The following is an 18,588-nucleotide window of genomic DNA, read 5'->3' as shown; positions in this document are numbered from 1 at the left end:
CCGCCGTATGCCGAACGGCACGTACGGTGGTGTGAGAGGACAGTAAGGGAAATAATCCCTTACTTCCTACTCGATTTACTTGATAAGTGGTAGAATGTTTTGCCGGCGCAAGTTTAAGCACCAAGCGTTAGCGTGAAGCATCAAACTCACATCCTATATATCCGAATACGGTGCGGCATTCAAAAGATACTGCGTATTCTTCAACATGTTATTCTTATACTCCGGCGCGGCCAACAACTTCTTCCACTCGGCATCCTCTACGAACGTCTTCCAGTGTTCTTCGCGTGAAGCGCGGTTATCAAATGAAGTCATATACATGAAGTTGGGTCTGTTGGCGCCTGCCAGGACTTCTGCATAGAATACCGCATTAAAGCCAAGGCGACGGAAGAGCTTAATTTCTCCGCCCTCATTAAACATGTGTATTTTGTTACGGGAGATCTTCTCCGTGTGTCCCTCATAGCTGCGAAGCTCATAAATGCGGTCGGGCTGTGCGCCTTTCAACGTGGGCATTTCCATCAGGGGGGCGTCGGCAAGGGCCTGGAGCAGGATGGTCTCGATGCGGCTATAGGGCGGCGAGGTGTAGGGTGCGTCGATGTAGTCGCGACCGGCGGTTTGATATTGTTTGTCTTTTTCGAGGGTTTGGTTAAGGGTAGTGAACTGTTCTACTGTCTGATAGGGGATCAGCATAACGATACGCTTGCCGGCGTAGGTGGTGTCGGCGGCGATGGGCGTGAACACACCCACATGGGCGATGCCCGCACGATGCAACGCCGGCAGGTAGGCATCTTTCAGAAACCGGTGCAGGCGATCGGCCTGGTCGGGTTGACCAATATGATAAATGCGGATCTCGTAGAACTGGCGTTTGGGGGCTGTCGCGGCGTGCACGGCCAGACTGGCCAGCAACAAGCAGGTAAAGGAAAGAAATTTCATCATAAAGGGTTATTACGTTTGAAACGAAGGTAACAAACGTTTTAATAACGCAATTAACGGGATGTGATCAATCGCTGAAAAAGCAGGAGCAGTGGTCAGAAAGAAAAAAATGGACGGGAAAATATAAGTGAACGAACATTCATTTATATTTGTGTCGTTATGCGAGCACGTGACGAACAGAAGGAAGAGGCCATCCGCGAGGAAGCGCTCAAGATGATCGTAGAGGAGGGATTTGATGGATTGAGCATGCAGAAGCTGGCCAAGGCTGCCGGCGTTTCTCCGGCCACGATTTACATCTACTACAAAGACCGCGACGACCTGATCGTGCAGCTGTGGGTGCACGAGATGGATAAAATGATCGATGCTACATTGAAAAATTTCGATCCCGATGCGCCCTTTGCCGAGGGGTTGCGCGTGCAATGGATGAACCGGGCACGCTACAGCATCGAGAACCCTCTCAGCTCAGAATTTTTAGAACAGATAAAACATTCTCCCTACCATAACGTCTCCATCGACAAGGTGGATCCCCGGTTCCTGGAAGCGATGCAGCGGTTTGTACACAACGGCATTCGTCGCAAGGAGGTGGTGAAGCTGCCGATGGAGGTATACTGGTCTATTGCCTTTGCCCCGCTGTACAGCCTGGTGCGGATGCACATGGCGGGTCGCGGGTTGGGAGGTCGTCAGCCGTTTGTGCTGGATGATAAGATGTTGGAACAAACACTCAAACTTGTTATTAAAGCGCTGACGCCATGATCCGATCCTTAAACCCTTCTGCTATGACACGATATCCGCAAGAGACGCCGACTATTCTGGTATTAAAAACCAACATCGCCGACCAGGCATGCCTCCACAAAATTGCGCCGGTGTTGAGCGGTGACAAACGCATTCTGCGGTGGAATGTAGACCAGCAGGACGTAGACAACGTGTTGCGCATCGAATGCGAGGAGCTCTCGTACGAAGACATCTTCCACATGGTCCTGAAGGCCGGCCTGTGGTGTGAAGAATTACCCGACTAAGCCGGCCGCTATAAAATTATCTTATGACAAAACAGAAAATCTTTACAGGATATGAGGTATTTATGATCGCCATTCTGACGTTCATACAATTCACCGTCATTCTCGACTTCATGGTACTCTCTCCGTTGGGCGCCATTCTTATGCCCACGCTGAAGATTACACCGCCGCAGTTCGGCATGGTCGTCTCCGCTTACGCGTTCAGTGCCGGCGGCGCGGGCCTGTTGGCAGCAGGCTTTGCCGATAAGTTCGACCGCAAGAAAATGCTGTTGTTCTTTTATGCTGGTTTTGTATTGGGCACGGCGTTGTGCGCCTGGGCACCCAACTATCATTACCTCCTGATTGCCCGTATTGTCACAGGGGTGTTTGCGGGTGTGATTGGTTCAATCGCTTTCGCCATCATTACCGACCTGTTCCGCATGGAAGTACGCGGCCGCGTCATGGGCTTTGTACAAATGGCCTTTGCGGGCAGCCAGGTATTAGGTATACCCATCGGCCTGATCCTTGCGAATCATTGGGGCTGGCACGCACCGTTTACCATGATCGTCGCCGTGAGCGCGATCGTTGGTGTAATCATCGTGGTGTATATGAAGCCCGTTACGTCACACCTGCTGGAGCGGTCGAAGGCCAATGCCTTCCAGCACTTGCTGACGACGGTGCAGAAGCCGCACTACCTGCGTGCCTTTGCCGCTACTACGTTACTGGCTACCGGCGGATTCATGCTCATGCCGTTTGCCAGTGCCTTTAGCGTAAACAACCTGCACATCAGCCTGAAGCAACTTCCCATCTTGTATATGATCACCGGCATCTTCTCGATGGCGACAGGTCCCTTCATCGGTCGCCTCTCGGATGCAAAAGGCAAGTACCCTGTATTTATAGCGGGGTCTATTGTGGCCATGGTCATGGCGATCATTTACTGTAACCTTGGTGTTACGCCGCTGTGGATCGTGATCGTTATTTCATGTGTTATGTTCACCGGTGTATCGTCGCGCATCATTTCTTCCTCGGCGTTGCTGTCAGCTGTGCCGGCAGCCAATGATCGGGGTGCATTCATGAGCATAAACGCATCGGTGCAACAGATCGCGGGGGGCATTGCTACATTCATCGCAGGATTGATCGTAGTGGAGACGCCAAGTGGTTATTTGGACCGTTACGACATGCTGGGCTATACCGTGGCCGGCGCGATGATCCTGACCATCCTGATGATGTATACCGTCAATCGCTATGTGCAGCAACAGACCGCCGCACGTGCAGTCGCTACTGCTGTCCCCGGAATGCCTGTTTCAGCGGTACCAGCAGATACTCCAGGCCATTGATCTTGATCTCGTAAATAGTCGATAGGATCATGCCCAATTTGCCCGCGGGAAAACCCTCGCGGGCAAACCATTCCAAATAGTGTACGGGCAAGTCACAGATGATCGTTTCCTTGTATTTGCCAAACGGCATACGCATGGTCACGATCTTCTTTAAGATATCAGGGTCGGTGGCCTGGGGCATTACGGGTTCCATACGTCGTTGGCTTATACTGATTGCAATAACTCTTCGCGGTATTTTGTCAGGATGCTGGACTTTGATACAAAGCCCAGGTAGGTAACGTTGTCCACCACGGGCAAGCTCCACTGGTTAGTTTCTTCAAACTTTTTAAGAATGCTATGAAAGTTGTCGTGCGGCGAGATAGTCGCCGGCAGGGGACTCATGAGGTCACGCACCCAAATCTTTTCGTACTGGTCGTGCTTAAAGATGACGTTTCGTACGTTGTCGAGGTAGACCAGTCCTACCAGCTCGTTGTCGGTCAGCACGGGAAAGATGTTACGGCTAGACGTCGAGATCGCTTTCACGAGATCTTGTAACGTCTCGTGCGATTGAATGACGGAGAAGTTTTTCTCGATCAGGTCTACAATCTCCAGGCGGCTCAGCAAGGTCTTGTCGCGGTCTTCAATCGGCGAGCGCAGCTTTTGCGAAAGCTTCTTGGCTTCCATCGACAAGGGCTCGATGTAGTGCGCCACGGTTACGCTAATGGCCGAAACGATCATGAGCGGAATCATCAGCTCATAGCCGCCGGTGATTTCGGCGATCAGGAATATCGCGGTCAGCGGCGCATAAAACACACCGCTGAGCAGGCCGGCCATGGCAACCAACGTGAAGTTCGTTTCAGGAATGTGTGCCAGGCCCGACAGGTTAATAAGCCGGGCGAATACAAAGCCCAAATAGGCACCCATGAACAATGAAGGGCCAAAGGTACCACCGTTGCCGCCACTGCCGATAGTAAGGGCCGCAGCAATACATTTAAACAGTGCGGCGCCACCTAAAAAGAGCAACAGCATATATTCCGAGGAAATGGAGTCCTGGAAAATACTGTTCTGCGCCAGCTCGGCAGGTTTTAATTGTGACAGCACCTTGATCGTTTCGTAGCCTTCACCGAAGAGCGGCGGAAACACGATCATCAGGATCATGAGTAGGACGCCCCCCAACAGGACGCGGATCACAATATTTTTTACACCCTTCATCTTGTCCGTTACCCACTCGAAACTGTGGGCGAAGTAAAGCGAGAAGAGCCCGGCCAGAATTCCCAGCGCGATATACCACGGCACGTTGTGATAGTTAAAAGGCTCGGTCAATGCAAAGGACAGGATCACGCCCTGTGAGAGAATAATTTTCGAAAGCAAGGCGCCGCAGGCGGCGGAGATAATCAGCGGTATAAAGGCTGAAGCGCTTACATCGGTCAGCAACACTTCGATGGCAAAGAGTACACCGGCAATCGGCGAGTTGAACGCTGCCGCAATGCCCGCGGCGGCACCACACGCCAGCAAGATCGTACGCTCTTTGTACGAGAGCCGGTATGTGCGTCCATAATTTGAGCCAATGGCGGAGCCTGTTGTGACCATCGGCGACTCCAACCCGGTAGAGCCACCAAAGCCTACGGTCAGGGCGCTTGTAATGAGATGAGTATACATCTGGCTGGTAGGCAGTACACTCGATTTTTTTGTAATGGCATAGACAATCTCGGAAGTGCCTTTTTTGAATTCAACCTTCAGTACTTTCTGCACATAAAAAACTGCCAGGCCGATGCCGATAATCGGGAATAATGTAAAAAGGAAAAACTCAGCGTAGTTATGGGAGTAGTAGTGAACAAGCCGCTCGATGCTGTGGACAAAATATTTCAACACGATCGCCGCCAGCCCTGACGACAGACCTACAATGATGCTGGAGAGTATAAAAAATTGTCGTGCCGAGAGCTTTTCGCGCACAAACAACATGAACCGACTGACGATACCATGAATACGTTTAATCATTCCTATGTCGTTTGGAAGTGGGCAAGATAGAAAAGATCACCGGTTCTCCCAACCCGCAAACTTCGAACGGAAGTAGAGCATCGAGGCCAGGATGAGAACAGCACCTGACAACGAGATGATGTACCCCGACTGAATAAATACGTGGAGCCAGCTGACCTCGGCATAGCCAAATTCTTTGAAGAACAAGACGCTGATGCTGCCCAGGTAACCAAAGGAGTCGGCAATGTACATGATGAAGCCAACCGTGCCGGCATAACGAAACGTGGCAATGAGGCGATCAAAAAAGATGCTGTTGAAGGGCACATAGCCAAGGTACAATCCCAGGCCGATCAGGATCATCCACGTGGGCGCGCTGATCGTGTTCTGCTCAAACAAGTATGTACTTATGGCGATCAGTATCATGCCGGCAGCAATGATGAGGTGATTGATCATCAACGCCAATGCATTGTTCCGGATCAGCATGATGCTGCCAATGATGATCAGCACGGCAATCGAGACGGGCACTTCGGTCGCCGTGAAGATACTGGCGGACTGCCCATAGCCCAGGGTCTTCCATACCTCTGCCGAGAAGTTGTCGCGAAAGTCGCGGAAGGTTGTTAGCAAGATATAGGTCAGGGTAAAAAGGATGATGCCCGGCAGGAACGTGCGCACAAAGCGCTTGCGTTCGGCGCCGTCCATCGGCTGGCGGCGTGTGCGCAACGCTTCGTCCAGGGGCGACGGCGGCGGTAGCTTGTCGACAAGCCACAGGAAGGTGAGCATGGGCACGGCAAAGAGCAGGCAGGCCACCAGGGGCATCCACATTTCCGATACGTGCCAGTCGCGCATGATAAATGCTCCGGTGGAGCGGGAGAGGCCTCCCGAGAAGATAAAGCTTACCGACAGCGCGGCGGTGAGCACCTCGGTGGTGCGCCGCCCTTCCAGGTAGCCAAACACCATGCCCCACACCATGCCGAGCGGGAAGCCGTTGGTAAAGATAAAGACGATGTTGTACGGCGGCGGCACCAGGGCAAAGAGCAGCCACGAGCCGCTGGCCAGTCCCGTCATGAGCAGAATGCCGAAGGTGCGGGAGTGGGCTTTCAGCTCGGCAATAATCTTGATGCCGATAAATTTCGAGAGCGCATAGCCCAAGACCTGGGCAATGACGAGCCATACTTTGTAGCTGATGCCCGCAAAGACAAGCCCTTCGAACGTGGCGGCGGTAAAGGCTTTGCGAAAAGCGAAGATGCAGGTATACAGGCAAAAGACTGCTACCGAGGCGTAGAGCGTGAACCAGAATGTATTTGCGTTCCGGAGCCAGCGTGTGAGCGGATGTTCAACAAGGGTGGAAGCCATTCTCATACCGGCGCGTCAGCGCCCGGCGCAATATGGCTATTTTTCAGTAAAGTCTATTTGGACACGAGGAAGCTCATGACCAGCATCACCACCTTGCGTCGCGATTTGTTGACGGGCAGGTGGGGCGCAGAGGTGTTGAAGTAGAGCGAGTCGCCTTCGTCCATGCGGATCACTTCCTGGTTGATCTGGTACTCACAGCTGCCCGACAGGATGTAGTAAAACGCATAGCCATCGGTGGTGGTAGGCTTGCCCTGGGCGCCGGGGTCGAGCGTGAGCAGCATGGCCTCCATGGCGCAGTTGGGAATGTTCTGCGAGAGGATGTATTGGTAGTGAAAACCGGTACCGGCTTCGCGGTCGATGGAGGTGCACTCGCCCTTCTTGACAAGCAGGTATTCGCGCCCGTTGAGCAGCACCATTTCTTCGAAGAATTCTTTTAACGAGATATCCAGCGACTGTAATATCATGATGAAGACCGGCAGGGAAGGGACGGTGCGCGAATTCTCTACTTTGGAGAGTAGCCCCTTGCTGACGTTCGAGCGGTGGGCGAGTTGCTGGATGGTGTAGTTCTTTTCGAGCCGTACAGATCGTATTTTTTTGGCGATCCGTGACACTACTTCATTGTCGATCATACCCGGTTGAGGTTTCCTGGCGGTAAACATAAACAATACTTACAGGCTGGGGGCCCCCGAAAACGAGGGCGTGGGACGTGTTAAACTAATGTTATCTGGTGTAAACCGTTTTCAGAGGGGAAACAGGCTTGTCGGGCCCGGGTGGGATGGAAACGTTAATAGAAGTTTAATGTGGACCGTGCCAGCCTTAAAGATAAAAGCCACCCCAGGGATACTGGGATGGCTTTTTATATAGGTACAGCTGGGATAGCTTACGCTACCTGCGCGGAAAGTTTTTGATTCAGTACGGACTTGGGTACGGCACCGACTTGTTTGTCTACAACCTGGCCGCCTTTGAACACCAGCAGAGTTGGGATGCTGCGCACGCCGAAACGGGCTGTGACATTCGGATTTTCGTCGACGTTCAATTTGCCGATAACCGCTTTGCCTTCGTAATCGCCGGCGAGCTCTTCTACTACCGGTCCGATCATCTTACAGGGACCACACCATTCGGCCCAGAAGTCTACCAATACAGGCTTATCAGAATTTATGATCTGATCGAAGTTAGCATCTGTAAGTTCAATTGCTTTTCCCATGAGAGTTATGTGTTATAAATTATGTTCTTTAATAAGTGTCGTCTTCTTTTTATCAGAAGGTGGTTCACATTCACTTATTTCAACGCAAAGGTAATTTATTTAGTTCAAAGTCCGTGCCTGCCTTAAAAAACCACTTCTACGTCCAGTTCCCCGGCTTTTTTCATTTTTTTGACCATATCGTTTATCGGGTTGACCCTAAACTTCCGGCTCATCAGCTCCAGGTTGATCCGGTCGCCGTCGTCGGTCAGCTTCAGGTACAACGGAGTGTTACCCGCAAATTCCTGGCATACCGTCTCGATCTTACCGATCATATCGCGGGTCAGTTCCCGCGTATTCATGCGGATCTTCACACCTTTGCTGCGCTTGACGCCGATCTCGTTCAGCAGGTCGATGTTGCGTATTTTGAACTCCACATTTTGCTGGCCCCAGTTGTTTTTTACCACGGCCCCTTCCAGGAAGAGAAACCAGCCCAGGCTCATAAAGTTTTTAAACTTGAGGTAATCTTCACTGAAGAGCACGAACGAGTAGTTGCCGGTATAGTCTTCGAGCGTAAACTTGCCAAACGGCTTGCCGGTCTTGGTGGTGCGATGTTCCACCCCCGACACGATGCCGCCCAGTTTCAGCTCGCGGCCCAGCAGCGGGTCGAGCTCCGACAGCTTGTTACACGTAATGGTGCAGAAGTGGTCCATCTCGAACTTGAAGTTGTCGAGCGGGTGACCGGAAATATAGATGCCCACGACCTCTTTTTCGAGGTTGAGCTTTTCTATCTCGCTGTAGGGCTCCACGTACTCAACGCGCGGTTTGGGCATGGCTGTACCGGTACCCCCGCCAAAGAGGCTGGCTTGTGCGCTTTGTTCGTCTTGTTGTGTTTTGATGGCAAACTTGAGGGCCTTTTCCAGCAGGCTGATGTCACCGTCTTTGGCAAAGACATACTGGCGGCGGTGTACATTTTCAAAGCAGTCCAGCGCGCCTGACAACGCCAGGCATTCCAGTGTTTTTTTGTTCACCGACCGTTGCGCCATTCGCTTCGTCAGATCGAAAATATCTTCAAAATGGCCGCGCGCTTCCCGCTCCTGGATGATCGCGTCTACGGCCGCTTCGCCGGCACCTTTGATGGCGCCCAGTCCGAAGCGGATCTCGCCGGCTTTGTTTACTTCAAAGAAAATCCCCGACTCATTTACGTGTGGGCCCAGTACTTTTATACCCAGGCTGCGACACTCTTCAATAAAGAAGGTGACGTTCTCGAGGTTGTTCTGCGAGTGCGTCAACACCGCGGCCATATACTCGGCCGGGTAGTTGGCTTTGAAGTAAGCAGTATGATACGCTACGAGCGAATAGCACGTAGAGTGCGATTTGTTAAAGGCGTATTGCGCAAAGGCCTCCCAGTCGGTCCAGACCTTTTCGCAGATCTCCTTGGCATGGCCGCGCTCGCCGGCACCTTTGATGAATTTGTCCTTCATCTTGTCCAGTACCGCCTTTTGCTTTTTACCCATCGCCTTCCGCAGTACGTCGGCATCGCCCTTGCTAAAGCCTGCCAGGCTCTGCGACAGCAACATTACCTGTTCCTGGTAGACGGTAATGCCGTACGTCTCCGCCAGGTATTCTTCCATGGGGGCCAGGTCGTAGGTAATCGGCTCGCGCCCGTGCTTACGGTTAACGAATGCCGGAATGTATTCCATCGGCCCCGGACGGTACAGGGCGTTCATGGCGATAAGGTCTTCGAATTTGTCGGGTTTGAGCTGGCGCAGGTATTTCTGCATGCCCACACTTTCAAACTGGAATGTGCCGGTGGTTTCGCCGCGTTGGAAGAGCTGATAGGTTGCTGTATCGTCCAGCGGTATCTCGTCGACGACGATGTCGATGCCGCGGCTCTTCTTCACGTTGCGTACCGCTGTGTTGATGATGGAGAGGGTCGTCAACCCCAGGAAGTCCATCTTCAGCAGGCCGGCGCTTTCTACCACGCTGTTGTCAAACTGCGTGACGAGCATATCCGAATCTTTTGCGGTCGACACCGGCACGAACTTGGTCAGGTCGTCGGGCGTGATGATCACACCGCAGGCGTGTGTACCGGTGCTTCGCACCGAGCCTTCGAGAATCACCGCCTGGCGCAATACATCGGCACGCAAGTCGCTGCCCTTTTTGATGTCGGCCAGCTCTTTTACTTCGTCGAATGCCATGTCGAGCGAGGTGCCCGGTTTCTCCGGGATCATTTTCGCCAGCAAATTGGCGTCCGACAGCGGCAGCTCCATCACACGCGCGCAGTCGCGGATGGACGACTTGGCCGCCATGGTACCGTAGGTGATGATCTGGGCTACCTGCGTCTTGCCGTATTTATCGATCACGTATTTTAATACGCGGTCACGACCTTCGTCGTCAAAGTCAATATCAATATCGGGGAGTGATACGCGGTCAGGGTTCAGAAAACGTTCGAACAGCAAATCGTACTTGATCGGGTCTACGTTGGTGATGCCGATAGCATACGCCACCGCAGAACCCGCAGCCGAGCCCCGGCCCGGTCCGACGGATACACCCATTTCACGGGCCTTCGAAGTGAAGTCCTGTACGATGAGGAAGTAGCCCGGGTATCCTGTCTTCTGAATAGTATCCAGCTCGAAGTCGAGGCGGTCGCGGATCTCCTGGGTAATCTCCGGATAACGCTTTTCCGCGCCCAGGTAGGTCAGGTGCCGCAGGTAGGCATCCTGGCTTTCGAACTCTGCGGGAATATCGAACTTGGGTAGCAGCACGCTGCGTTCGAGTGTATAGGGCTCGATCTTGTCGAGGATCTCGTTGATCGTTTCGACCGCTTGTGGCAGGTCGCGGAAGAGCGACTTCATCTCGTCCTGCGACTTCAGGTAATATTCGTTATTGGGCAGTCCGTACCGCGTGCCCCGGCCGTGGCCGATAGGGGTGGATTTGAATTCGCCTTCTTTGATACACAGCAGTACATCGTGGGCGTTGGCCTCCTCTTTGTCGAGGTAGAACGACTCGTTCGCGGCGAAGTATTTTACGCCGTATTTCTCCGCAAAGCGCAGCAGCACTTTGTTGACGTGATCTTCCTGCGGGATGCCGTGGCGGTTCAACTCGATGTAAAAGTCTTCGCCAAACAGGTTGTGCCACCATTTGAAGGCTTCTTCTGCTTGCTTCTCGCCCACGTTCAGGATGAGGTAGGGCACTTCGCTGGATAGCCCACCCGTTGTAGCGATCAAATTTTGTTTATATTCTTCGATCAGCGCTTTGTCGATGCGGGGATGGATACCGTACAGGCCTTCGAGGAACGCCAGCGAGCTGAGCTTGGCGATGTTTTGATAGCCGTCTTTGTTTTTGGCCAGCAGCACCTGGTTATACCGCTTGTCGGGTGCGTCTTTGGTAAACTTGTTTTTCCGACGCTCTTCCGACACATAGAACTCGCAGCCTACGATGGCTTTGATCTCGTGATTGGTGGCTTCGCGCACAAATTTAAAGGCGCCGTACATGTTGCCGAGGTCGGTCAGCGCAATGGCCGGCATACCGAGCGCCTTTGCTTTGCTGATGATGGACTTGATGTCCGGGGTTGCTTGCAGAACGGAGTATTGCGAGTGCACACGCAGGTGTACAAACGGCTTGTCCGTCATGGGCGCGAGCTCCGTCGCTTTCAGGCTGTAGCCGGCGTCTTGTTTCTTTTCGCGTTTGGCGAAGTTGGCGGCCTCCAGGTTGGGGGCTTCGTATACGATGGCTTCGACGGGTGTGCCGTCGAGGGGCTTGACCACTTTGTGGGTGATGAGGCCGAAGAAGCATCGTGCGGTCGCGGCGACGTCATACGCTGCGTCGTGGGCGGCGTCAAAGCCTACACCAAAGAGCTTTTGGTGGAGCTCGATGAGCTTGGGCATCTTCAGCCTGCCGCCAATACCACCTTGCAGCTGGCAGAAGTCGACAGACGAAATGCCGGTATCGAGGCGGGCCAGCGAGGTAAACTGCTCGGGCGCGAGCTGCAGGCGCAGGAATTCGGCGCCGATGATATTAATATCGAATTCGATGTTGTGACCTACCAGCAACTGCGTTCTGGTGAGGTCCTGAATAAAGGTACTGAGTACGGTTAACAGGGCGTGGCCTTCTTCGAGGGCGCGTTGGGTCGAGATGCCGTGGATCTGCTCGGCGTTGAACGGGATGTCGAAGCCGTCGGGCTTGACAATGTAGTTTTGCTGCGCGATGAGCTTGCCGTGGTTGTCATGCAGCTCCCAGGCGAGCTGCACCAGCCGGGGCCAGTTGTCGAGGTCAGATAACGGGGCCGTTTTATTACGCGGGAGACCCGTGGTCTCCGTATCGAAGATCAGATACATCTACAAAAAATCGTTCAGTGGTTGAGGGTGTAAAGTTAATACACCCCGGCGGCGGGAAAAGTTTTATTTCGAATCAAATCCAAATCTGACATGTAAACGGCCACGATCCTGCACGGGTAGAAATTGGCACCGGGACCGATCCCGAAAAACTGTGTTTGCGGACACGTCTGCACCTGAGTAAAGAAATACTACATGTTTCAAATTGGGAATATTGTTCAAATTTGGATCTGCTATTTGAGACATTGATTTGCGGAAACTTTGTCATTTTATTGACAGTCAAATACTTGTCGGTTGGGCTTGATTGTTGGTATTCCTGACATGTATAACGAAAAACTATGAAGAACTGGCTCAAAGCAGTCATCTCTTTCCTCCGCAAAGAATGGTTCCTTTTGGTGGCGATCGTCGTCATCGCACTCATTATTTTATTGTTTGAATTCGTTTAGTTTTAGTACATGTAGACACTCATCCGATCTTCGCAACCCGTGCGCCATACACGTACGTATATGCCTGTAAACCATCTACTACCTTACTGCCTGTCGAATGGAAGGATAGCATTGATTTCCCTATTTAGAACATTTATAAAGTAATGTTCGTCTTGGTGAAGTAGGCTTTGCGAACTAATTTTCGCAAAAATTCTGAAAGCCTAAATATGAATTGGTTTACCAAGCTTCTGACGAGCACCCTCGGCAGAAAAGTAATGATGGCCTTGACAGGTCTTTTCCTGATCCTTTTTCTCGCTGTACACTTAGCCGGTAATCTTCAGCTCCTCAAAGACGATGGGGGAGAGGCATTCAATGTTTACTCTAAGTTCATGACGACGAACACAGTGATCAAGGTCGTGTCGTACGTAAACTACGCGTGCATTATCATCCATATTATCTGGGCGCTGCTGTTAACGATGCACAATCGTAAGGCCCGCGGTCCGGAAGGATACGCTGTCAGCAAGAACGCCTCTGCGTGGACATCGCGCAACATGGGAATCCTGGGAACGTTTATCCTGATCTTTCTGGTTATTCACCTGAAAGGATTCTGGTATGAAATGCACTGGGGCGGTATCCCGGTAAAAGTTTACGACGGCGAGGAGGTAAAAGACCTGTACTCGGTAGTGGTGTTTGCGTATAGCAATCCCTTGATGGTATTGATCTATGTGATCAGTATGGCGGTCCTGGCTTTCCACCTGTGGCACGGTTTCGCCAGTACGTTCCAGACGCTGGGTCTTAATCACCTGAAGTACAACCAACCGATCCGGTTTGTTGGCAGAGCCTTCTCGATCATCGTCCCGGTATTGTTCGCGATCATTCCGATCATCATGTACCTGACGACTCCTCACTAATTAATTAATCAGCGCAATTCGCGAGTCATTAATATGAAACTAGAATCAAAAGCTCCGCAAGGCCCCCTGGCTGAAAAGTGGACCAAGCATAAGTTCAACGTGAAGCTGGTAAACCCGGCCAACAAGCGGAAGTATGAAGTGATCGTAATCGGTACCGGTCTGGCCGGTGCTTCTGCCGCGGCATCGCTTGGTGAGCTGGGCTACAATGTAAAGGCGTTCTGTTTCCAGGACAGCCCCCGCCGCGCGCACAGTATTGCCGCGCAAGGTGGTATCAACGCAGCCAAGAATTACCAAAACGACGGTGACAGTGTGTACCGTCTTTTTTATGATACGATCAAAGGTGGTGACTACCGCGCGCGTGAGGCCAACGTACACCGCCTGGCCGAAGTAAGTGTAAACATCATCGACCAGTGCGTGGCACAAGGTGTGCCCTTCGCCCGCGAATATGGTGGAACCCTGGCCAACCGCTCTTTCGGTGGCGCCCAGGTATCGCGTACGTTTTACGCCCGCGGTCAAACCGGACAACAATTGCTGCTCGGCGCATACTCGGCGCTGAACCGCCAAATCGCCAACGGCAAAGTAAAGATGTATACCCGCACTGAAATGCTCGACGTAGTATTGGTGGACGGTAAAGCGCGTGGCGTCGTTACGCGTAACCTGGTAACGGGTAAGATCGAGTCGCACAGCGCGCATGCCGTGTTGCTGGCGACCGGTGGCTACGGCAACGTCTTCTTCCTGTCGACGAATGCGAAAGGCTCGAACGTGACTGCCGCCTGGCGTGCGCACAAGAAAGGTGCATTTTTCGGCAACCCTTGCTATACACAAATTCACCCGACCTGTATTCCGGTAACGGGCGACCACCAGTCGAAGCTGACGCTGATGTCAGAGTCGCTGCGGAACGACGGCCGCGTATGGGTACCGAAAGTGGCCAAGCCGGGCCTGCGTGCAAAAGACGCTGCCGGCATTGCCGAAGACGACCGCGACTACTTCCTGGAACGCAAATATCCTTCGTTCGGTAACCTGGTGCCCCGCGACGTGGCGTCGCGTAACGCCAAGTATATGTGCGACGAAGGCCGTGGCGTAGGCCAGACCGGCCGTGCCGTATTCCTCGACTTCGCAGACGCCATCAAGCGCGACGGCCGCAACGTGATCGAAGCGAAGTACGGTAACCTGTTCGATATGTATAAGCAGATCACTGGCGACAACCCGTATGAGATGCCGATGATGATCTACCCCGCAGTGCATTACACCATGGGTGGCCTCTGGGTAGACTATAACCTGATGACCACTGTCCCGGGTCTGTACGCTCTTGGCGAAGCTAACTTCTCCGACCACGGTGCAAACCGCCTGGGTGCTTCGGCGCTCATGCAAGGTCTGGCCGATGGCTACTTCGTGATTCCATATACCATCGGTAATTACCTGGCGGACATGAAAGCCGGCGAGAAAATCAGCACCGACCTGCCGGAGTTTAAAGAAGCTGAAAAGCAAGTAAACGAACGCATCAGCAAGCTGCTGAGCATTAAAGGCAAAAAGACGGTCGATCACCTGCACCGCGACCTTGGCCACATCATGTGGGAGTACTGCGGCATGTCGCGTACCGACGCAGGCCTGCGCAAAGCAAAAGGCAAGATCCAGGAATTGAAGAAAGAGTTCTGGAACGACGTCAACGTACTGGGTGGCTCGGGCGAGCTGAACCAGGAATTGGAAAAAGCGATGCGTGTAGCCGACTTCATTGAGCTGGGCGAGCTGATGGTAGACGATGCGTTGAACCGCAGCGAATCTTGCGGCGGTCACTTCCGCGAGGAGTCTTCTACGCCGGATGGCGAAGCACAGCGCAAAGACGACGAGTTTATGTACGTTGCCGCCTGGCAATATACGGGGGAAGATCAACCCGAAGTCCTGCACAAGGAAGAACTGATCTATGAAACTGTTAAACCGACTCAGCGGAGTTATAAATAAGAGGCTACCATGAAGATTACACTGAAAGTCTGGAGACAAAAAAACAACACCTCCAAAGGTGCCTTCAAAGTGTACCAGGCTGAACACGTTTCGGAAGACATGTCGTTCCTGGAGATGCTGGACGTGCTGAATAATGAGCTGGTGGTAAAAGGAGAGGACCCGGTAGCATTTGATCATGATTGCCGGGAAGGCATCTGTGGTGCGTGCAGTCTGTATATCAACGGCCGTCCGCACGGCCCACAGCAGACCACCACGTGTCAGCTACATATGCGCACGTTCAAAGACGGTGAGACAATCACGGTCGAGCCGTGGCGCGCCAAGGCGTTCCCCGTGCTGAAAGACCTGGTGGTAGACCGTACGGCGTTTGACCGCATCCAACAGGCTGGTGGTTATGTGTCGATCAATACGGGTGGCGTACCCGACGGGAACGCGATACCGATTCCCAAAAAGATTGCCGACGAGGCGATGGACGCGGCCCAGTGTATCGGCTGCGGCGCCTGTGTGGCCGCCTGTAAGAATGCATCGGCGATGCTGTTTGTCAGCGCCAAAGTATCGCAACTCGCACTGCTGCCGCAAGGCCAGGCCGAGCGCAAGGAGCGTGTCGAGAAGATGGTGGCCCAGATGGATGCCGAAGATTTCGGCGCGTGTACCAACACGGGTGCCTGCGAAGCAGAATGTCCGAAAGGCATCAGCCTGACGAACATCGCCCGCATGAACCGCGAGTATTTTGTGGCTTCCCTGACTTCGTATGAAATACAGGCGAAAGGCGACGGCGCATAGTCGTCCAGCCGTTTGAGTATAAAAAAAGCCCCACGCGGTATTCCGGGTGGGGCTTTTTTGTGGGTTTGTGTTATGTTATTCGCTTTTGCAGCTGGCAAAAAAGCTGCCGCGGGCGGAGGTATCGTTCGTAAAGGCGCTGCCGATGTTGCCGCCGGCCAGGACGACATCGCGGTCGGGGCCACTGGCTGCCAGGTGCACTTTCACGCAGGCGTTCAGGGCGATCAGCTGCTGGTAGTTCAGGGGTGTTTCATCGCCGGCGTGGGCGAAGAGGGTTTCACTTTGGCCGGTTTTACCCAGCACTGGGTTCAGCAAGGCGTAGACGTCGGCATCGGGCGCGCCAATGGTGCCCAGGTGCAGGTGCACGGGCAGCTGTACGTCGCCGTCGGTGCCCGAAAGGGCCACCGTGATCACGGTCTGGCCGTCTTTCTTCTCTTTAAATGTTACCGTGCCGCTGATGTCGTACGCGGCGTCCGGTGGTGCCGCCAGGGTGTAGACACTTTCGTTGCCGGTAAAATCGTTGGGGGCGCTGTTCTCCTGGTCCTGGCACCCGAAAAGGGTAGCCACCACTGCCACGCACGTAAATATTCTTTTCATAAAAGGCCGGATTTGCTGATAAAGTTAAAATAAAATGGGTTTCCGTGGTCGTTTAACCGCCTATCACCCGTAGATTTGTTTTGAGTGGTCCGCGACGTGTGTGATGGGTGTGGGCGTGCGCCAGGTACTTTTGGCACGGATGTGGCTACTGTCTAACGAGAATTCCTTTGAGTTATTTTGTGAAACGACTTTTTACTCTCTTCCTGATTGTGTTGGCAGGTTGCAGCCCCAAGGTGCAGCCGCCGGACCCTGAGTCTTTAAAGCCTGCATGGCTCAAGACCGTTCCCTACCAGGACGGTTATTATACCGGCATCGGTCACAGTCTGAAAGGTAATGATACCAACTATATCCAGGCGGCCAAAAAGAGTGCCCTGGAAGACCTCATCTCCGATATCAAAGTGAACGTGTCCAGCACCTCGGTGCTGAGCCAGTTCGAAGCCGATAAAAAGTTTACCGAGCAATACGAGCAGATCATTAAAACGACCACGGCAGACGAGATCGAAGAGTTCGAGCTGGTCGAAGCCTGGGAGGATGCCAGCAATTACTGGGTATACTATCGTCTCTCCATCGCACGCTACCGTCAGATTAAAGAAGAGCAAAAACGCAACGCCACGGTGCTGGCAACCGATTATTTACAGAAGGCGCGCGATGCCGAGCGGGCAGGCGAGCGGCTGCAGTCGGTAAGCTATTATTTCCAGGCTTTCCGCAGCATTGAAAAATACCTGGGCGAAGCGATACGGGTTACGATCGATGGTAAAGATGTATTGTTAGCCAACGAGATCTATGCGTCGATTCAATCGACGCTCGACAAGATTTCCCTGCGGGTAGACCCGTCGGTGATCGAGCTCAACCGTCGCGTGCAGCAAAGCGCACAGACGGTAATGGCGAAGGCGTTCTATAAAGATATCAACAAGCCGGCTGTCGCGCTGCCCCTGGTAGCGGCGTTTGAGAAAGGGGCCGGCGATGTTTTCCCAAACTATCGCACGGATCAGCTTGGGCAATCCAAGATCCTGTTGAATAAGATCGGTTCGAAGGACCTCGAGCAAACGGTAGGCGTGCAGGTTGATATCGATGCCCTGAGTGGCAGCGGTAGCTCGCCCATTTATACGCTGGTGGCGCGTACGCTGAATGTGCCCACGGCGCAAGTGGCGTTAAAGGTGCAACGGCCTCTGGTATACCTCACGGCGGAGGAGCGGAGCCTGGGTGTGAGCAAAGCCACGGTACAGATCAGCAACAAACTCCGGAACCTGCTGGCCAACAACGGATTTGAGTTTACAGACGACAAACGCAAGGCTGACCTGTGGTTTGATATCCAGTCGGATTCCGAAAAGGGCTCTGTCACCGGCAGCATCTATGTGACATACCTGACGGGAGTCATTAAGGTCGTGACGGTGAAAGAGAATAAAGAAATATATGCCACCACGCTGGACCGGATCAAGGGCTACGGGCTGGATTACGACAAATCCAGCATCGATGCCTACGCCAAAGCGATGGATACGCTGGAAAAAGACCGTATGAACGAGCTTCTTAATACGGTGCTTCAATAAGTGTAAACATACATGCGTGATTTCTCGCACATCGATCAGTTTGGTATCTGATTTGCATCTTATAATTTGTAACTAAAATTTCCATTTTAATATGAAAAAGTTCACCTACTCTACCCTCATGTTGGTTGCCCTGGGCGGCGCGTTCCTGGCGGGCTGTAAAAGCAGCAAGGACAAGGCTCCCAAAGGCGAGACCGAAGTAGTCGTTCCCTGCTCAGGCCCCGATTTCTTCACGTCCAATAAATTCTTCCGTGCGAACTCCATCGGCCAAAGCCAGGACCAGGTAACGT

At 53.0% G+C, this 18,588-nt stretch carries 16 protein-coding genes; 8 read left to right on the top strand and 8 right to left on the bottom strand.

What is annotated here, in order from left to right; genetic code table 11:
* Positions 1 to 153 precede the first annotated feature (153 nt).
* The gene (locus KK062_RS29035; RefSeq protein WP_254087901.1) at positions 154 to 933 is read right to left on the bottom strand and encodes an NIPSNAP family protein; all 780 of its coding nucleotides are present in this window, start codon (positions 931 to 933) and stop codon (positions 154 to 156) included.
* Between the two features lie 156 nt (positions 934 to 1,089).
* Between KK062_RS29035 and KK062_RS29030 the strand changes: the two genes are divergently transcribed.
* The 3 genes from KK062_RS29030 to KK062_RS29020 are packed head-to-tail and all read left to right on the top strand — an operon-like array spanning position 1,090 to position 3,259.
* Positions 1,090 to 1,683, top strand: coding sequence for a TetR/AcrR family transcriptional regulator (locus tag KK062_RS29030; RefSeq protein ID WP_254087900.1), 594 nt, complete (start codon positions 1,090 to 1,092; stop codon positions 1,681 to 1,683).
* Between the two features lie 23 nt (positions 1,684 to 1,706).
* A complete protein-coding gene (locus KK062_RS29025) occupies positions 1,707 to 1,946 on the top strand; it encodes a hypothetical protein (RefSeq protein WP_254087899.1) in 240 nt (79 codons plus the stop codon).
* A 23-nt stretch (positions 1,947 to 1,969) separates the two neighbouring features.
* Positions 1,970 to 3,259, top strand: a complete 1,290-nt coding sequence (locus KK062_RS29020) for an MFS transporter (protein WP_254087898.1) — start codon at positions 1,970 to 1,972, stop codon at positions 3,257 to 3,259.
* Here the strand turns inward: KK062_RS29020 and KK062_RS29015 are convergent.
* The 6 genes from KK062_RS29015 to dnaE form a co-directional block, all read right to left on the bottom strand.
* The gene (locus KK062_RS29015) at positions 3,201 to 3,452 is read right to left on the bottom strand and encodes a DUF3820 family protein (RefSeq protein WP_254087897.1); all 252 of its coding nucleotides are present in this window, start codon (positions 3,450 to 3,452) and stop codon (positions 3,201 to 3,203) included. The two genes, KK062_RS29020 and KK062_RS29015, sit on opposite strands and share 59 nt — an antisense overlap.
* An 11-nt stretch (positions 3,453 to 3,463) precedes the next feature.
* Positions 3,464 to 5,236: a chloride channel protein gene (locus KK062_RS29010; protein ID WP_254087896.1), complete on the bottom strand. Its 1,773-nt coding sequence runs from the start codon at positions 5,234 to 5,236 to the stop codon at positions 3,464 to 3,466.
* 36 nt (positions 5,237 to 5,272) lie between these two features.
* Entirely contained in the window at positions 5,273 to 6,574 is a 1,302-nt protein-coding gene (locus KK062_RS29005) for a DUF5690 family protein (RefSeq protein WP_254087895.1), read from the bottom strand.
* A 47-nt stretch (positions 6,575 to 6,621) separates the two neighbouring features.
* Entirely contained in the window at positions 6,622 to 7,197 is a 576-nt protein-coding gene (locus tag KK062_RS29000; protein WP_254087894.1) for a helix-turn-helix domain-containing protein, read from the bottom strand.
* A 251-nt stretch (positions 7,198 to 7,448) separates the two neighbouring features.
* Positions 7,449 to 7,772 carry a thioredoxin gene (gene trxA / locus KK062_RS28995; RefSeq protein WP_254087893.1) on the bottom strand — a complete coding sequence of 108 codons (324 nt, stop codon included), beginning with the start codon at positions 7,770 to 7,772 and terminating at the stop codon, positions 7,449 to 7,451.
* A gap of 122 nt (positions 7,773 to 7,894) precedes the next feature.
* Positions 7,895 to 12,088, bottom strand: a complete 4,194-nt coding sequence (dnaE, locus tag KK062_RS28990) for a DNA polymerase III subunit alpha (protein ID WP_254087892.1) — start codon at positions 12,086 to 12,088, stop codon at positions 7,895 to 7,897.
* A 649-nt stretch (positions 12,089 to 12,737) separates the two neighbouring features.
* Here dnaE and KK062_RS28985 point away from each other — a divergent pair.
* The 3 genes from KK062_RS28985 to KK062_RS28975 are packed head-to-tail and all read left to right on the top strand — an operon-like array spanning position 12,738 to position 16,160.
* A complete protein-coding gene (locus tag KK062_RS28985; protein ID WP_254087891.1) occupies positions 12,738 to 13,421 on the top strand; it encodes a succinate dehydrogenase cytochrome b subunit in 684 nt (227 codons plus the stop codon).
* A 33-nt stretch (positions 13,422 to 13,454) separates the two neighbouring features.
* A complete protein-coding gene (locus tag KK062_RS28980) occupies positions 13,455 to 15,380 on the top strand; it encodes a fumarate reductase/succinate dehydrogenase flavoprotein subunit (RefSeq protein WP_254087890.1) in 1,926 nt (641 codons plus the stop codon).
* A gap of 9 nt (positions 15,381 to 15,389) precedes the next feature.
* Positions 15,390 to 16,160, top strand: coding sequence for a succinate dehydrogenase/fumarate reductase iron-sulfur subunit (locus tag KK062_RS28975; RefSeq protein ID WP_254087889.1), 771 nt, complete (start codon positions 15,390 to 15,392; stop codon positions 16,158 to 16,160).
* A gap of 75 nt (positions 16,161 to 16,235) precedes the next feature.
* Here the strand turns inward: KK062_RS28975 and KK062_RS28970 are convergent, their stop codons facing one another.
* Positions 16,236 to 16,754, bottom strand: a complete 519-nt coding sequence (locus KK062_RS28970; RefSeq protein WP_254087888.1) for a hypothetical protein — start codon at positions 16,752 to 16,754, stop codon at positions 16,236 to 16,238.
* A gap of 179 nt (positions 16,755 to 16,933) precedes the next feature.
* Between KK062_RS28970 and KK062_RS28965 the strand changes: the two genes are divergently transcribed.
* Together KK062_RS28965 and KK062_RS28960 are read left to right on the top strand one after the other, a co-directional pair.
* Positions 16,934 to 18,301, top strand: coding sequence for an LPP20 family lipoprotein (locus KK062_RS28965; protein ID WP_254087887.1), 1,368 nt, complete (start codon positions 16,934 to 16,936; stop codon positions 18,299 to 18,301).
* Between the two features lie 91 nt (positions 18,302 to 18,392).
* A partial coding sequence (locus KK062_RS28960) for a hypothetical protein (RefSeq protein ID WP_254087886.1) occupies positions 18,393 to 18,588 on the top strand: 196 nt, incomplete at its 3' end.

The organism is Dawidia cretensis (assembly GCF_018598175.1).
Classification (GTDB): Bacteria; Bacteroidota; Bacteroidia; order Cytophagales; family Cyclobacteriaceae; genus Ohtaekwangia; species Ohtaekwangia cretensis.
This window is presented reverse-complemented; position numbering and strand designations above follow the sequence as displayed.

Excerpts from the sequence above, each read along its gene's own strand:
- KK062_RS29035 (WP_254087901.1), bottom strand. The coding sequence starts at position 933 with ATGATGAAATTTCTTTCCTTTACCTGCTTGTTGCTGGCCAGTCTGGCC.
- KK062_RS29010 (WP_254087896.1), bottom strand. The coding sequence starts at position 5,236 with ATGATTAAACGTATTCATGGTATCGTCAGTCGGTTCATGTTGTTTGTG.
- KK062_RS29015 (WP_254087897.1), bottom strand. The coding sequence starts at position 3,452 with ATGGAACCCGTAATGCCCCAGGCCACCGACCCTGATATCTTAAAGAAG.
- KK062_RS28985 (WP_254087891.1), top strand. The coding sequence starts at position 12,738 with ATGAATTGGTTTACCAAGCTTCTGACGAGCACCCTCGGCAGAAAAGTA.
- dnaE (WP_254087892.1), bottom strand. The coding sequence starts at position 12,088 with ATGTATCTGATCTTCGATACGGAGACCACGGGTCTCCCGCGTAATAAA.
- KK062_RS29030 (WP_254087900.1), top strand. The coding sequence starts at position 1,090 with ATGCGAGCACGTGACGAACAGAAGGAAGAGGCCATCCGCGAGGAAGCG.
- KK062_RS28970 (WP_254087888.1), bottom strand. The coding sequence starts at position 16,754 with ATGAAAAGAATATTTACGTGCGTGGCAGTGGTGGCTACCCTTTTCGGG.
- KK062_RS28975 (WP_254087889.1), top strand. The coding sequence starts at position 15,390 with ATGAAGATTACACTGAAAGTCTGGAGACAAAAAAACAACACCTCCAAA.
- trxA (WP_254087893.1), bottom strand. The coding sequence starts at position 7,772 with ATGGGAAAAGCAATTGAACTTACAGATGCTAACTTCGATCAGATCATA.
- KK062_RS29025 (WP_254087899.1), top strand. The coding sequence starts at position 1,707 with ATGACACGATATCCGCAAGAGACGCCGACTATTCTGGTATTAAAAACC.
- KK062_RS28980 (WP_254087890.1), top strand. The coding sequence starts at position 13,455 with ATGAAACTAGAATCAAAAGCTCCGCAAGGCCCCCTGGCTGAAAAGTGG.
- KK062_RS29005 (WP_254087895.1), bottom strand. The coding sequence starts at position 6,574 with ATGAGAATGGCTTCCACCCTTGTTGAACATCCGCTCACACGCTGGCTC.
- KK062_RS29000 (WP_254087894.1), bottom strand. The coding sequence starts at position 7,197 with ATGATCGACAATGAAGTAGTGTCACGGATCGCCAAAAAAATACGATCT.
- KK062_RS29020 (WP_254087898.1), top strand. The coding sequence starts at position 1,970 with ATGACAAAACAGAAAATCTTTACAGGATATGAGGTATTTATGATCGCC.